This is a genomic window from Negativibacillus massiliensis (assembly GCF_900148495.1).
Taxonomy (GTDB): Bacteria; Bacillota; Clostridia; order Oscillospirales; family Ruminococcaceae; genus Negativibacillus; species Negativibacillus massiliensis.
Map to the genome: position 1 here is coordinate 1215520 of NZ_FTRU01000008.1, position 15127 is coordinate 1230646.

General features: G+C 46.2%; 12 protein-coding genes. 1 reads left to right on the forward strand and 11 read right to left on the reverse strand.

Translation table 11 applies throughout. The annotated features are described in order from the left end of the window. Nucleotides 1–32 precede the first annotated feature (32 nt). The 11 genes from murA to BQ5375_RS11695 all read right to left on the reverse strand — a co-directional run bounded on the left by murA (nucleotide 33) and on the right by BQ5375_RS11695 (nucleotide 13639). Nucleotides 33–1304 (reverse strand): UDP-N-acetylglucosamine 1-carboxyvinyltransferase, encoded by a 1272-nt coding sequence (gene murA / locus BQ5375_RS11645; protein ID WP_076917962.1) that lies wholly within the window; start codon nucleotides 1302–1304, stop codon nucleotides 33–35. 161 nt (nucleotides 1305–1465) lie between these two features. Continuing rightward, complete coding sequence (gene murG / locus BQ5375_RS11650; RefSeq protein WP_022132359.1) at nucleotides 1466–2608, reverse strand: undecaprenyldiphospho-muramoylpentapeptide beta-N-acetylglucosaminyltransferase; 1143 nt, start codon at nucleotides 2606–2608, stop codon at nucleotides 1466–1468. Nucleotides 2609–2655: 47 nt separating this feature from the next. Next, nucleotides 2656–4014: a putative lipid II flippase FtsW gene (gene ftsW / locus BQ5375_RS11655; RefSeq protein ID WP_235850000.1), complete on the reverse strand. Its 1359-nt coding sequence runs from the start codon at nucleotides 4012–4014 to the stop codon at nucleotides 2656–2658. Between the two features lie 26 nt (nucleotides 4015–4040). Further along, entirely contained in the window at nucleotides 4041–5039 is a 999-nt protein-coding gene (gene mraY, locus BQ5375_RS11660) for a phospho-N-acetylmuramoyl-pentapeptide-transferase (RefSeq protein WP_076917963.1), read from the reverse strand. Between the two features lie 33 nt (nucleotides 5040–5072). Continuing rightward, nucleotides 5073–6500 (reverse strand): UDP-N-acetylmuramoyl-tripeptide--D-alanyl-D-alanine ligase, encoded by a 1428-nt coding sequence (locus tag BQ5375_RS11665; protein ID WP_076917964.1) that lies wholly within the window; start codon nucleotides 6498–6500, stop codon nucleotides 5073–5075. 165 nt (nucleotides 6501–6665) lie between these two features. After that, on the reverse strand, nucleotides 6666–8135 hold the full coding sequence (locus tag BQ5375_RS11670) for a UDP-N-acetylmuramoyl-L-alanyl-D-glutamate--2,6-diaminopimelate ligase (RefSeq protein ID WP_022133129.1): 1470 nt from the start codon (nucleotides 8133–8135) through the stop codon (nucleotides 6666–6668). Between the two features lie 19 nt (nucleotides 8136–8154). Beyond that, complete coding sequence (locus tag BQ5375_RS11675) at nucleotides 8155–10704, reverse strand: penicillin-binding transpeptidase domain-containing protein (RefSeq protein WP_022133130.1); 2550 nt, start codon at nucleotides 10702–10704, stop codon at nucleotides 8155–8157. A gap of 139 nt (nucleotides 10705–10843) precedes the next feature. Further along, entirely contained in the window at nucleotides 10844–11344 is a 501-nt protein-coding gene (locus BQ5375_RS11680) for a cell division protein FtsL (RefSeq protein ID WP_022133131.1), read from the reverse strand. A 74-nt stretch (nucleotides 11345–11418) separates the two neighbouring features. Continuing rightward, nucleotides 11419–12360 carry a 16S rRNA (cytosine(1402)-N(4))-methyltransferase RsmH gene (gene rsmH, locus BQ5375_RS11685; protein WP_022133132.1) on the reverse strand — a complete coding sequence of 314 codons (942 nt, stop codon included), beginning with the start codon at nucleotides 12358–12360 and terminating at the stop codon, nucleotides 11419–11421. 42 nt (nucleotides 12361–12402) lie between these two features. After that, nucleotides 12403–12825: a division/cell wall cluster transcriptional repressor MraZ gene (gene mraZ, locus BQ5375_RS11690; protein ID WP_022133133.1), complete on the reverse strand. Its 423-nt coding sequence runs from the start codon at nucleotides 12823–12825 to the stop codon at nucleotides 12403–12405. A gap of 361 nt (nucleotides 12826–13186) precedes the next feature. After that, entirely contained in the window at nucleotides 13187–13639 is a 453-nt protein-coding gene (locus BQ5375_RS11695; protein WP_022133134.1) for a PTS sugar transporter subunit IIA, read from the reverse strand. 324 nt (nucleotides 13640–13963) lie between these two features. Between BQ5375_RS11695 and BQ5375_RS11700 the strand changes: the two genes are divergently transcribed. Next, nucleotides 13964–15118: a double-cubane-cluster-containing anaerobic reductase gene (locus BQ5375_RS11700; RefSeq protein WP_022133135.1), complete on the forward strand. Its 1155-nt coding sequence runs from the start codon at nucleotides 13964–13966 to the stop codon at nucleotides 15116–15118. Nucleotides 15119–15127: the final 9 nt, after the last annotated feature.

Genomic DNA, 15127 nt, shown 5'->3' on the forward strand with positions numbered 1-15127 from the left:
CCGGAGGATTTCGTTGTTTTCTTTTCTATCGCTTATTCCTGACGGATGCAGGCACCCAGTTCATTTAAAGTCTGATCCAGATGCTCGTAACCACGAAGAACATGACGGATTTCTTCAATTACTGTTTTTCCTTCCACACCCAGCGCTGCCGTCACCAGTGCTGCGCCGCCTCGCAGATCGGTACAGCGTACCCTTGCGCTGTGAAGCCTCTCTACGCCGCGTACAACCGCCACTCTGCCTTCTGCCTTGATATCTGCGCCCATTCGGCACAGCTCCCAGGCATGCTTAAAGCGGTCCTGAAAGATATTTTCGATAAAGATGGTCGATCCTTTTGCAGTACAGGCAGCTGCCATAACTGGAGCCAGTGCATCGGTTGGAAATCCCGGGTAAGGCATGGTCGAGATGCTGCTGACTGCCTTTAAAGGCTTATCACATAAAACTGCAATTTTGTCTTTATCTACGGTCAGGCTGCATCCCATCTCTTCCAGCACCGGAAGCACTGCGCTCAGATGTTCGGGACAGACACCTCTCAGCAAAATTTCTCCCTTAGCCGCTGCACAGCAGCAAAGGTAGGTCACCGCTACAATTCGGTCTGGAATCACCCGATAGCAGCATCCGTGCAGTTTTTCTACTCCACAAATTGCGATGGTACCATCGGACAATATCCGTATTTTTGCTCCGCAGGCGTTTAAAAATCCGGCGAGGTCGGAAATCTCCGGTTCCCTTGCCGCATTACGGATTACCGTCTCTCCTTCTGCCAGCACTGCCGCAATCATGATATTTTCGGTAGCACCGACGCTGGGAAACGGCAAAGTAATCTCCGCTGCGTGCAGTTTATCGGGAACACTGCATTCCAGATAGCCCAAATCCTCTTTAATCTCCACCCCAAGTTTTCTCAGGGAGGATAGGTGCAGGTCGATCGGCCGGGGACCCAGCTCACAACCGCCGGGATAAGAAAGTTTTGCCTTTTTGCATCGTGCGATGATCGCTCCCAGAAAGACAATCGAGGAACGCATCTCTCGCATCAGCTTATCGGGAATATCCCAGGCAAAAGGTCCAACCGGTTTTACCGACAACACCTTTTGTCCGTTTGTGTCCGTTTCCCAAAGGGTCTTGCATCCCAGATGCTGCAAAATATTTTCTGCAGCATGAATATCGGATAAATCCGGACAATTTTGAATCTCACAGCCATCGCACAGTAATGAAGCCGCCAGGATAGGAAGTGCCGCATTTTTTGCGCCATGAACCCATACCTCGCCATTCAGCCTGTGCCGACCGTCCACTATGTACCGAGCAGTATCCATTTTCACGCATCCTTTCTGCATGGCGGCAGATATGTTCAGGCATGAGCGCTGCCGCGGTTTTTACTTTACAAAGTATCCTATGCACAGGACGCCAAATTGGTACCTTTCGGCTCTGGTTTATTCTTTTTATCAAAAATCAGGGGATGTTTTGCTGATTTTTCCTATTTTTTGCTGCGGTAGACCCGCATCAGTTCTTCATAAATTCGTTCGTTTGCATCGATCATGCTGAGCTTCTGTGCGTTCTGACCCAGCTCTCTGAGTTTCTGTGGCTGGGATACCAGTTCTTCTACTGCCTTGCACAGACTTTCTCCAGTCAGATTTTTTTCTTCAATCAGCACTGCTGCGTTATTATTGACCAACACCATTCCATTATGGTACTGATGATTCTCCGCAACATTTGGAGATGGAATCAGGATGGATGCTCTTCCTGCTGCTTCCAGCTCCGAAAGGGTGGAAGCTCCTGCACGGCAGATTACCAGATCTGCTGCGGCAAGACAGTCATCCATATCATTAATGTACTCACGGATATCGACATTGGGATTCTGTTCAAAGTTTGCTCCCTTTTCCCGCAGCATCTGCGGAAAATCCTCTACACCATATTTTCCAGTTGCGTGGATATGATGAATCTTTCCTTCAAACTCGCTCCCCTTTTTGGTGTGCCATGCCATCAGATCTGCCATCGCCTGATTCAAGCGGTGTGCTCCCTGGCTTCCGCCAAACGAAACGATACAGATTTTATCTCCGACCCCAAGTTTTTCTCTTGCTTTTTGTCGATCTGCATAGACAATCGACTCCCGCACCGGGTTACCGACTACAACTTCTTTGCATTTTGGGTCAAGATATTTTTTTGCTTCCGGCACAGCCAGAAGGATCTCATCAACATATCGGGACAAAAGCTTTGTGGTGACACCCGGGAAAGCGTTGGACTCATGGGAAACGGTCTTGATTCCCAGTTGAGCTGCCTTCCTTAAAATAGGACCGCTGACATATCCGCCGGTTCCGACCACCAGATCCGGTCCAAACGATTCAATCAGTTTTTTTGATCGTGCCGAAGCTGTAGTGAGATAGAAAACCGAAGAAATATTGTATTTGATATTAAACCAGGTCAGCTTTCGCTGAAACCCTTTAATGATAATCGGTGCAAAGTCAAATCCTGCCTGAGGTACCAGTTTTGCTTCCATTCCCTTGGGATTTCCTGCAAACAAAATCTGAACATCCGGCTGTTTTGCCTTGATGGTAGAAGCAATCGCAATTGCCGGATTGATATGTCCTCCCGTTCCACCGCAGGCAAACAATATTTTCATTTTTACCATTCCCTTCAGAATGTATTTTCGTATATTACTGCATCAGGTCACTCTTTTTCGTAATTGCCCTGCCGCGACACCGCAAGCAGGATTCCAAGCTCACCCAAAATCATACACAGCGAAGTTCCACCATAAGAAAACAGCGGCAAGCTGATACCGGTATTTGGGATGGTGTTGGTTACTACCGCGATATTAAGCATCGCCTGCATTCCAATCTGGGTGGTAATGCCAACTGCAATCAACGAGCCAAAACGATCCTTTGCGTGCAAAGCGATGGTATATCCGCGCCAAATCAGCAAGGCAAACAACAAAATGATGATGCACGCTCCGACAAATCCCAGCTCCTCGCAGACAACCGCAAATACGAAGTCGTTTTGAACCTCCGGCAGATACAGCTGTTTCTGTCTGGACTCTCCCAGACCAACCCCAAGCAGGCCTCCGGAGCCAATTGCCAGCAGTGACTGTCTGGTCTGATAAGAACCCCAGTCCATACTGGAAAATGGGTCCAACCAATAGCTAAGACGCACTAAAACGTGTGCAAAACGATCAGAGAAGAAGCCCCACATGGTAACAACCAGAGCAGCGATGCCGGCAAGTCCGGTAACACCAACCCCGATCAGGTGCTGGATCTTCGCTCCGCCGACAAACAGCATCGCTACTGTAATACCTGCCATCAGCAAGGTTGCAGACAGATGCGGCTGCATTACGACAACCACTGCAAGTCCGCCAAATAGTACCAGGTAGCGCAGTGTACCTTCCCATAAGCGTCCCATTTTATCCTGATCCTTGGTCATCAGATGGGCAAACAGGAAGATCAGTGCAAGCTTACCGATCTCTGATGGCTGAAAGCTTAAAGGACCGATATAAATAGAACGTCTTGCACCATTGTAGGCATCAAAGAGATAACATGCCATACACAGAACAATCGAAACAATATAAAGCGGCCATACAAACCTTCTCAGCCAGTGATAGTTTACAAAGGATGCCGCGATCATACCGGTAATACCGATCATCGACCAGACAATCTGTCTTCCGATAAAGTAAAAGCTGTTATCAAAGTCATAATATGCTCTGGCATAGCTTGCCGAAAACATCATGACCAGTCCAAAACCGAGCAGTGCCAGCGTCAAAAGCAAAAACGGAACATCAAAATCTCCCCAAATGTACAGCGGAGGTACCTTATTGCCAAGGGTATGTTTGTTGACAGTACTGCCTTTGCTTACCCTCTTTTTGACTGCAAGCCGTTCCGAACGGCTGCTGGCTGTCGGTCGGCTGTATTTTCTTTTCTGTCCAACCGCTCTGTTGCCCGGATAGGAAACGATATTATTCGTCCTGGTCTTGACCGTCCTTCTTCCCTCTGTTGTACGTCCTCTCTGCAAAGCGGGGTGATCCTGCCGTTTTTTCAATCATTTCGCCGCCTTTCTTTCCTATTTTATAAAAGCGAAAGAACTGCAATCAGGCAGCCCAACGCTGTCACAGCTGAAAATACCACTACAATTTTGACTTCACTCCATCCACACATCTCAAAATGATGATGAATCGGAGCCATCTTAAATACTCTTTTGCCGGTCAGCTTGACACTGCCAATCTGAATGATATCCGACATGGTTTCTACAACATATACGATACCGATGAACAACAGCAGAACCGGTTTGCGCAAACCAAATGCCAGCGCAACTACCATGCCGCCCAAAAACATCGATCCGGTATCACCCATAAACACCTTTGCCGGATGAAAATTCCAAACCAGGAAGCCCAGACAGCCGCCAGCAAGTGCTGCCGCCATCAGGTCCATCTGGGTGAAGCTCTGAATTGCTGCAATCAGCATAAAGCCCATCGCTGCAACCATCGTTACCGAAGCTGCCAGTCCGTCTACACCATCGGTAAGGTTTACTGCATTGACCGCACCGATGATGATAAACAGCATCAGCGGATAATAGAACCAGCCAATCGAAAACTCTCCGGCAAATGGAATCCACAGCAGATCATTTGGTGCAAAAATTCGCTCTGCAATCAGATAAATCACTGCAACAAGCAGCTGAGCTGCCGATTTCTGCCAAGCTTTTAAGCCCAGGTTTCTCTTTTTAACTACCTTAATATAGTCGTCCAGAAAACCGATCACGCCAAAACCCAGTGCCATCAAAAATCCGCCAACCAGATAAAAGGTTCCATGGCTGGAAGCATCCACCAGCCCCTGTGCGGAAAATGCAATGGTACACCAGCCTGCAGCACACGCTAAAATACTTCCGATGATAAACATGATACCACCCATTGTCGGGGTACCCTGTTTGGATTTGTGCCATGCCGGACCAATATCCAAAATGGTCTGACCATAATGGAGTTTGTGCAAAAATGGAATCAGCCACACTCCAATCACCGAGGAGAGTAAAAACGCCGCCACCAGCGTCACCAGTAAACCGATAAAATTCATTCTTCTGTCAATCCTTTCTTTTGAAAGTGCTCCTTAGAATCGTTCGTACAGACGGGAAAGCACTTCCTCCAGCTTCATTCCGCGGCTTGCCTTAAACCACAGAATATCTCCCTCTTCCACCAGAGAGAGCAGTTCTTTTGTCATTTCCTCTTTATCTGTAAAGTACAAGATTTCTTTGTCGCCCCGTCCGCTGCAGGCTTCTCTCGCTCCCTGTGCCGCAGCAATGGACTGCTCACCAAAGCAGAAAATAATATCAATATCTTCCTGCGCTGCACACTGTCCCGCTTCATAATGTGCCTGTTTGGAGTAATCACCCAGTTCCAGCATATCGCCCATTACCAGAATCTTTCTGCTTGGTTTATCTTTTGGACGTTTCATGGAACCAAAGGTGCGGATTGCTGCCTTCATCGAGTCCGGTCCTGCGTTGTAGCAGTCTTCCACAACACAGATTCCGTTTCTCTGTACGACCTTCTGGCGCATACCGGAAGGCTTGTAGCCGGTCAGAGCCTTGATGATTGTTTCCGGCTGCATGGAAAACTCTCTTCCTACTGCAAATGCAGCCAGTGCATTGAGCACATTGTGGCGTCCAAAGGTCGGGATAACTGCCGGATACTCTTTCCCTTCATAAACAATCGTAAAGCTTGTGTGTCTGCCTTCTTCCTGAATATCCTTTGCATGGACATCGCAGTCGCTGCGATCGATGCCGTAATAGATCTTTTTCATCTGTGGACAGTCAAGATCAGCCAGCATATCGTCGTCTTTGTTGAGAATCAGCGGAGAACCTTCCTTCATTCCTTCTATTATTTCCATCTTGGCTTTCAAAATACCTGCGCGGCTGCCAAGATATTCGATGTGCGCTACGCCGATGTTGGTAATAACCGCTGCATCCGGACGTGCACGTCTGGTCAGATCAGAAATTTCACCAAAACTGTTCATTCCCATCTCGATTACTGCCGCTTCGATGCTATTGTCCAGCTGGAACAAGGTTTTTGGTAATCCGACACGGTTATTAAAATTGCCCTGTGTCTTCAAGGTTTCATATTGTGCGGAGAGAACCTGTGCGATCATCTCTTTTGTGGTGGTCTTTCCGACACTGCCGGTTACACCCACCATTTTAAACTGGAACTGATTGCGGTAGTATCCTGCCAGATCCAAAAATCCCTGCTCGGTATCCTTGCAGACAATCAAATGCTCCGGTGAAATCTCACTGCAATATTCCTGAACACCCTTTTCATCCACCAGCGCATAAGCTGCCTTGTTGCGCAAAGCGGAATCCACATACTGGTGTCCATCAAACTTTTCTCCCCGCAGTGCGACAAAGAGACAACTTTCCTTGTCTTCGTCCTCTGGCTGTGGGCGGGAATCGGTTGAAATGGATGTAATCTTTGCATGATTGTTTAAAAAATATTCGGCTGTACAGCCTACTGCCTGTGCCACTTCACTCAATGTCATTGGCATCATTGCTGAAACCCTCCATTTTCTCTATCACATCGCTGCGATTGCTCTTGTCATTCGGCTCCCCACGATGTTATGCTCTGCACAACATCCGCCGCAGAGCTTCATTATACCACATTATGCCTTAAATGAAATCCTTTTTTTGTAAAAAACACACGAATACCCTAAAATTTAATTTTCTTTAAGCAGTTTGAAGAGATCCGCTGCTATTTTTTTCTCATCAAAAAAGATGGTTCGGTCCGAAAGCACCTGATACTCCTCATGCCCTTTTCCGCAAAGCAGGATGGTATCTCCCGCCCTGCTGGTATCAATCGCCCACAAAATTGCCTGATGGCGGTCTGGAATCACCCTCGCCCGCTTTCCAGCGTTTGCAAGTCCTGGCATCGCATCCGCAAAAATCTGCTCCAGCGGCTCTTCTCTTGGATTATCTGCTGTCATCACAACAAAATCCGAATGATCACAAACTGCTTTTGCCATCAATGGACGTTTGAAGCGGTCCCTTCTTCCCGGACATCCGAATACGGTAATCAGCCTTCCTTTGCAAAATTCTCTCATGGAACTCAATACCTTTTCCAGACTGTCTGGTGTATGGGCATAGTCGCGAAGTATCGTAATACCATTTTTGCTCACACAAACTTCGGTCCTGCCCGGAACACCTGGGCAGCTGCATACTGCCTGCACACTTTGTGAAAAGGAAAATCCACTGCACACAAGCATGCTGACCGCTGTCATCAGATTATCTACCGAAAACTTCCCGGGAAGCCCCAGTACTGCGTGTTCCCTTTGATCGTGATAAACAAGATCGCATTCACAGCGATCCGCAAAAAGGGAGATATTCTCCGCACAAAGTGCTAGTTTCTCAACCTGATCTTCCGTGTCTGACGAATATCCGATCAAAGAACAGGAATTTTCTGCTGTCAGTTCTTGAAACAAACGCTTTCCATAAGGATCAGAAAGATTGATTGTTGCTGCGTCTGTCTGAGAAAACAAAATTTTCTTTGCCTGATAATAGCTTTCGATATCTGGGTGATAGTCCAGATGTTCCGGTGTCAGATTGGTAAAGGCACCACAAGAAAAGTGACAGCCATACAGACGCTTTTGCTCGAGTGCGTGCGAGGAAGCTTCCATCACAACATGAGTGCATCCATGCTCCAGCATCTGAGCCAGCGTTTCATGTAATTCCCAGGCATCTGGTGTGGTATAGCGGGCAGGTATGGTAAAATCGGTTCCAACCTTGTTGCAGACTGTACCAATCAAACCCGCTTTGATCCCCATCTTTCCCAATGCGTGGTGAACAAGCCATGCACTGGTGGTCTTTCCATTGGTTCCTGTTACAGCAAGCAGTTTCAGCTTCTGGGCTGGATAGCCAAAGAATGCTGCACACAGCTGGCTGTATACCTGTCTTGTATCCGGAAACAATAATTGATTTGGTATTTTACAATCCTTTTGAGCAACAATCAATGCTGCTCCCCGCTGCAAAGCCTGTGCAACATGATTATGTCCGTCGCCCATCTGCCCGCGGATGCAGACAAATACACTTCCTTTTTTCACCTGTCGGGAATCGCAGGTGACCGAAGCCACCTCCTGCAAGGGGAGGTGGTTCTCCGGTTGAATCTGAGAAAACAATTCCCGTAAATTCATGCGCATCGTTCCTTTCCCGCTACGAAACCGGTTCTCCGGTAGTCTCACCGGAGGTCTGTTCTGCCGGTTGTTCTTCTTCCAGGCTGACTGTAATGATCGAGCCCGTTTCTGCGGTAGAACCTGCTGGTGGATCCTGGGTAATAACAATTTCTTCCTGACCTTCCGGAACCTCACCAACAATATTAATGTTAAATCCTGCGTTGGTAATCATCTGGTTTGCATCCGATACGCTGCGTCCAACAACATCCGGTACTGTTCCGATACTGTCTGCTTCGCTCTGATCGGTATACAGAATAACCGTTCCGCCGTACGGCAATGTCTTGCCCGGTTCTGGAATCTGTTTGAGAACGCTGGTTCCTTGACCAATAATTTCGGTCTTAAGTCCTGCATTTCGGATTTTACTCTGTGCCTCATGCGGTTTTTCACCCAGATAGGTCTGTACCGTTACGTCTTCCTGTTCTGCCTTTTCCTCGTCGGTAAAGCTTGGCTCATATCCCAGATATGGGAGGATATCTTCCAGCATCGCACCTACTACCGGAGCCGCAATCGTAGAAGACTGTGCATCGCCGACTACCGGCTCATCCAATGCAACCAGAATTGCGATCTTTGGATCGTCTGCCGGAGCAAATCCAAGGAAGGACAGTACGTTTCCGTACTGAACACCATTTTCGTCGAAGTTATCCAATTTTTCCGATGTACCGGTTTTACCACCGATGCGATAACCCGGAATCGCTGCATTTCGTCCGGTTGCGTCCGAACCGCCTGCTACAACCTGCTCACCCATGTAACAGATCTTTTCCGATGTTTCTTCCGAGATAACCTGACGTTTTACAGTAGGTTCTGTGGTTTCCACGATATTGTGGTCCGAATCGATGACCTGTCTTACAATATATGGCTGCATCAGATTTCCGCCGTTGAGTGCAGCGGACAGACCGGTAATCAGCTGGATCGTTGTTACCTTAAAGGTCTGACCAAATGCGCTGGAGCTAAGCTCTGCAATTCCCATGTTATCTGCGGTATAATGGATACCAGTTGCTTCACCAGGGAGGTCAATTCCAGTCAGGTCACCTAAACCAAAACGGTCAAAATAGGTAGTAAAGTTTTCTACGCCAGTCTGCTGACCAACTTCGATCATCGCCGGGTTACAGGAATGTTTGATGGCCTCTGCGAGGGTCTGAGATCCATGACCACCGGCAGTTCTCTTCCAGCAGTGGATTTTATTTCCTGCTACTTCTTTGTATCCAGCACAGAAGTATGTATTATCCATAGTGACGCTTCCGCTGTCCAGTGCAGCCGAAACGGTGATCAGCTTAAATACCGAACCTGGTTCATATGGGTCGGAGATAACTTTATTTCGCCACTGACGATTCTGTTCATCCAACAGCCACTCATCAAATTCGTCTTCGGTCAAACCACCATTTAATGCTCTAGCCCGCAGATTATCATAGAGGAGATCTTCGTCTGTAACATCTGCAACGGTCAGTTCTTTCTGCTCTGTTGTGGCGGTTGTGCCCTGCTGAACGGTTTGCTGAACCTGTTCCGTGTTTTCTCCCTGTGTTCCCTGATTGATCACTTCTCCGCTGTTTGCAGCCTGTGTATTTTCATCCGTCTGAGTATTTGTCTGAACTGTTGACGAAGTCCGTTTTTTTGCAATCTCCTTTTCCAGACGGATGACTGCCTGTTTATCGGTAAGCTGTCTTGGATTGTTCGGGTCAAAGTCCGGTTTGCTCGCCATTGCAAGAATCTCTCCGGTATCGACATCCATTACAATAGCGGTTGCTCTCTCTTTTACTTCATGCTCATTGACTGCGATTTCCAGATGTTTCTCTACAAAGTGCTGAACAACCTCATCGATGGTCAAAACCAAAGAATTACCATCCTGTGACTCATACAGTTTTTCGTACTGGAATGGCATTTCACCATTCTGTCCATTCTTTGCAGACACAATTCGTCCTTCGCTTCCAGTGAGCACCTTGTTATAATAGGATTCCAAGCCATAAGCACCGCGGTTATCGTAAGCATTTACAAAGCCTAATACCGACGCTGCCAGATCGTCAAACGGATAAACACGTTTTGTTCCCTGGCTGAGTGTGATGCAGTTGACATTATATTCTTTGATGAAGGCTTCTACCTCATCTGCTTTTTCTTTTTCTACTTTATATTGCAGTACTTGCCAATAGGAAGTTCTGTTTTCTGCTTTTTCACGAATGGTTTCTTCCGAAACGCCCAAAATTGCCGGAAGGCCATGTTCCGGATCACAAAGAACCTGGAGTTCTTTTTCTCTTTTTTCCTCACTGCTGCTGAGGTTTGCTGGTTCAAAAACAACGTCCCAAACCGTTTTGCTGGTCGCAAGGGTTTTCATATTGGTATCGTAAATCGAACCGCGATGTGGCTCAATAATGGTATCCTTCAGCTGCTGGTTGAGCGCCATCTGTTTATACTTATCTCCTTCGATAATCTGGAGATAAAACAATCGTCCCACAAGTATTATGGCACACACTACACTGAGCACAATCGCCACAATACCAATTTTCATTTTCATGACATTGTTTTTGGAAAAATTGGCCATTCCCGTTACCATCCTTATCACTATTGCCGTAAAAAATATTTCTTTGTGAAACAAAACAAGAGCTAAGATGTTCTGTCACTTCTTAACTCCTGTAAAGCCGCCACTGCTTTCCTTGTCTTAAGTTCAGGATCACAGTGTGTTATTCCATTGTATTTTCCCCGGGTGCAATATATTCCAGCACCTGGGAAAAGGTTGCCTTGATCTGCTCAAGGATGGAGGTTGTATGAGTTTCAACCGCATCCACACTGTCACCGTCAGAAAGACTTACATAGGTTACCTGATCTTCTCGAAGTTTGGACATCCCCATCTCTCTTGTTACGATTGTTTCAATATTATTCAGTGCCATCGTGCTTTCCAGCTCTGCAGTCAAGGTACGGTAGTCGGACTGAAGCAATTCCAGTTCCTGATTGCAATTGGTAATCTGCATGGTTACCTCGGTGATTGCCACCTGGCTTAAAATAATTCCCAGAACTCCCACGAAGAAAATTGCAATACAGGTTGCTGTTTTTGCAATCAGATATCTTGTTTTCTGTGCCTGTTGTTTTTTTACAACTTCCAGCTGTACCTTTGCTTTTGGCTTAACTTTGTGCTGTGTTTCAAACCGCTCAAAATCATAAGCCAGATTACTTTGTCTTGCCATGGGAGACCGACCACCTTTTTACTATATTATTAAAACAGGTTCTCTTGGTCTGCCTGGCAAATCAGTTTTACAAGTTAGTCTGCCAAACGTTCCAGAACCCGCAGCTTTGCGCTTCTGCTTCGGTTGTTTTGTTCTATTTCTTCCTGAGAAGGTTCAATTGGTTTTCTGGAAACCAATTTTGCCCGCGGTTTTTTTCCGCAGACACAAACCGGAAATTCCGGTGGACAGGTACATCCTACTGTATAGGATGCAAACATCTGTTTTACAATCCTGTCTTCCAGCGAATGGAAGGTAATAATGCAAAATCTTCCGCCCGGTTTGAGTCGTTCAAAACTTCCGTCGATACATTCCTTCAGATAATCCAGTTCGTGATTAACCTCGATTCGGATTGCCTGGAAGGTTTGTTTTGCCGGATGACCTTTTCCCCTTTTTGCTGCTGCTGGCAGAGCCTGTTTGATCAGATCCACCAGTTCAAAGGTCGTTTCCACCGGTTTTTCTTCCCGTGCCTGCACAATGGCTGATGCAATGCGGGGCGCAAATTTTTCTTCTCCATAATCCCGCAGAATGCGGATCAGGTCTTCTTTGGAGTAGGTGTTGACAACATCGTACGCGCTCAACCCATGCTGGCTCATACGCATGTCCAGTCTGGAATCGAAGTGATAGGAAAAGCCTCGTTCCGCAGTATCCAACTGTCGGGAAGAAACTCCCAGATCCAGCATAATGCCGTCCACCTTATCAATCTGCAGTTCATCGAGAATTTGAGGAATATCCTTAAAATCTCCACGAACCACCTGTGCTGCCGGATATGGCTTTAAGCGTTCGGTTGCTGTTTCGATTGCATCAGGGTCCTTGTCGATGGAAATTAGGCGTCCGCCCTGCTGCGGATCAAGCTTTTTGGCAATCTGGGTTGAATGTCCTGCACCTCCGGCAGTTCCATCCACATAAATACCATTTGGTTTGATATTTAACCCCTCGATCGTTTCCCAAAGCAGCACCGATACGTGCTGAAAGTCCATTCCATCGCCTCCCGAAAATTTTGTTTTGTCTATCAAAATCTATTAGAAATCCAGTTCATCCATCGTCTGTGCGATCATATCCGAAGTAACTTCTTCGCACATCCGGTTCCAGCGTTCCTGATCCCAGATCTCAGCGCGGTTGGAAGCACCCACAATCACCAGATCTTTCTGCAATCCGGCATAATCGCGCAGATTTTGCGGAATCAGGATTCTTCCCTGCTTGTCCGGCTGAACCTGAGTGGCACCTGCAAACAGAAAACGCTGCAGCGCCCTTGCTTTGGAAAGGGGAAGACTGTTGAGCTTTTCGGTCAGCTTGTTCCATTCCTCCTCAGAATAAACAAACAGACATTCATCTCCAAGCCCTTTTGAGAGAATAAAACTTTCACCAAGGTCTTCGCGCAGCTTTGCCGGAAAGTTTACCCTTCCTTTGGTATCCAGACTGTGCTGGTATTCCCCAATCAGCATTGCTTCACCACCCTGACCTTTTTGCTGGGAAAGGGCGGAAATTTTAACCGCAATTCCCTACTTTCCCCCACTTCTCTCCACTTTGTAATCATTATAACTTTGTTTACAAAAAAATGCAAGTATTTTTACTTCTTCGTATCAAATAATTTCACGACACAAAGCCCTAAAATTCCATATTTTTTGTATATTTTCCAATAATTCCCTCTCTTTTGGCACCACTGTCCCGGTCAATCGCCCCACTTTTTATATTACTCTGTGTAAATATCCTTTCATTTCCCATTCATTTTTCATAAAAAAAGGGCGCCGTCCCCACAGCGCCTTTTTTTCACATCTATTTTATATTTTTGACAGAACCATCCTATCAATCCTGCATCAAAGTCCAAAGCTCTTCGATTTCTTTTGCTGCCAGCATCTTTTCCTTGATATCAGGCTGCGAAAGTTTCTGTGCCACAGCCATCATCAGGCGGATATGGCTGTTATCATCGGTCGCAGCCAACATAAATACTACCGATACCGGATCATAGTTTGCATTTCCAAATTCCACAGGTTGTTTTAGTGTGAGCAAACTGATGCTGTTTTTACACACATCTTCCCCTGGCCGAGCATGGATGACCGCTACTCCGGAGGTCAAAACCATATAGGAACGCTCTTTCTCCAGCTTTTCCATCATTCTTGTCAGGTATTCTGAACGGATCGCTCCTTTGTCAATCAGTATTTGGGCTGCCTGTCTGGAAGCTTCTTCCCAGTTCTGCGCTGACACTGCACAGGCAATTGACTGTTTTTCCAGATATTCTGTTACCAAGTATTCCTTCATTCTGACCTTCCTTTCCTGCCGCGTCTTTTGGCTTAAATCTATCTTACAACTTTTCCCTGCCTTTTACAACAAAAATTCAAATTCCTTTTTATAAAATCAACAATATTTCTGTTTTTAGCAAGAGCTTTTTATTACTATTTCTTATACTATTTATAAAAGCAATCCATTTTAAATTTCCTATCAAAATTATCAATCATCGTTTGCTTGACTTTACCTGCTATTTTTTTTACTCTTATTTTGTCAGAAAATTTTGACTAAATAAATTCCGGCAGATTCCGGTCACAGCACCGGATGCCTTGTAAACAGAAAAGAGAGAATTTAAGTATGGAGATCAAAAAAGAACTGCCTGAAGTTTTTAACGATTTTGGAGAGATGCGCAAAAAATCTTTCCTCGCAGCTTACGAGATGAAACAGAAAAACATCCCATTTGTCGGCACATTCTGTACCTATTTCCCACAGGAACTTGCCATGGCAATGGGTGCCTGCGTTGTTGGTCTGTGCTCCACTTCGGATGAAACCATTCCGGAAGCAGAAAAAGACCTTCCACGAAATCTTTGTCCACTGATTAAATCCAGTTATGGTTTTGCAAAAACCGACAAATGCCCTTACTTCTATTTCTCCGACCTGATTGTTGGTGAAACCACCTGCGATGGCAAAAAGAAGATGTATGAATATCTGGGCCAGTTTAAACCGGTGTATACCATGGAACTTCCAAACTCCCAGAGCCCTGTTGCACTGGAACTGTGGACCAAAGAAGTCATCAAGCTGAAAGAAAAACTCGAATCTCATTTTGAAGTTACCATCACTGATGAGGCAGTTCGCGAACAGGTCAAGATTATGAACAATGTTCGCCGCGCACTGAAAGAATTCTATTCTCTGTGCAAAAACGAGCCGGTTCCAATGCTTGGTCAGGATATGTTCAAAATTCTGTACGGCTCTACCTATAAATTTGATAAAGCAAATCTCGCAGGAGAAATCCATGCTCTGACCGAAAAGATTCAGAAAGAATATGAAGAGAATCCAAACAAATATCCAAAGGCTCCTCGTATTCTGGTTACCGGCTGTCCAATCGGCGGTGGTGCAGAAAAATGCATCAAAGCAATTGAGGATAACGGCGGTCATGTTGTTGTATTTGAAAACTGCTCCGGTGCAAAATCCTGTGACCGTGAAGTTGATGAAAACAATCCGGACATCTACGCAGCAATCGCAGAACGTTACCTGAGCATCGGCTGTTCGGTTATGACTCCAAACCCAAATCGTCTGGAGCTGCTTGACCGCCTGATCGATGAATACAAGGTTGACGCTGTTGTTGAAGTTACCCTTCAGGCATGCCATACCTATAATGTTGAAACACTGGGTATCAAACGTTTTGTCAACGAGAAGAAAGGCATTCCTTATATGGCAGTTGAAACAGACTACTCCACTGCTGACATCGGCCAGCTCAATACCAGAATGGCTGCATTTATCGAAATGCTGTAAGGAGTATCG

Excerpts from the sequence above, each read along its gene's own strand:
- BQ5375_RS11670 (WP_022133129.1), bottom strand. The coding sequence starts at position 8,135 with ATGAATTTACGGGAATTGTTTTCTCAGATTCAACCGGAGAACCACCTC.
- mraY (WP_076917963.1), bottom strand. The coding sequence starts at position 5,039 with ATGAATTTTATCGGTTTACTGGTGACGCTGGTGGCGGCGTTTTTACTC.
- murA (WP_076917962.1), bottom strand. The coding sequence starts at position 1,304 with ATGGATACTGCTCGGTACATAGTGGACGGTCGGCACAGGCTGAATGGC.
- mraZ (WP_022133133.1), bottom strand. The coding sequence starts at position 12,825 with ATGCTGATTGGGGAATACCAGCACAGTCTGGATACCAAAGGAAGGGTA.
- BQ5375_RS11675 (WP_022133130.1), bottom strand. The coding sequence starts at position 10,704 with ATGGCCAATTTTTCCAAAAACAATGTCATGAAAATGAAAATTGGTATT.
- murG (WP_022132359.1), bottom strand. The coding sequence starts at position 2,608 with ATGAAAATATTGTTTGCCTGCGGTGGAACGGGAGGACATATCAATCCG.
- BQ5375_RS11665 (WP_076917964.1), bottom strand. The coding sequence starts at position 6,500 with ATGATGCCAATGACATTGAGTGAAGTGGCACAGGCAGTAGGCTGTACA.
- BQ5375_RS11700 (WP_022133135.1), top strand. The coding sequence starts at position 13,964 with ATGGAGATCAAAAAAGAACTGCCTGAAGTTTTTAACGATTTTGGAGAG.
- BQ5375_RS11695 (WP_022133134.1), bottom strand. The coding sequence starts at position 13,639 with ATGAAGGAATACTTGGTAACAGAATATCTGGAAAAACAGTCAATTGCC.
- rsmH (WP_022133132.1), bottom strand. The coding sequence starts at position 12,360 with ATGGACTTTCAGCACGTATCGGTGCTGCTTTGGGAAACGATCGAGGGG.
- BQ5375_RS11680 (WP_022133131.1), bottom strand. The coding sequence starts at position 11,344 with ATGGCAAGACAAAGTAATCTGGCTTATGATTTTGAGCGGTTTGAAACA.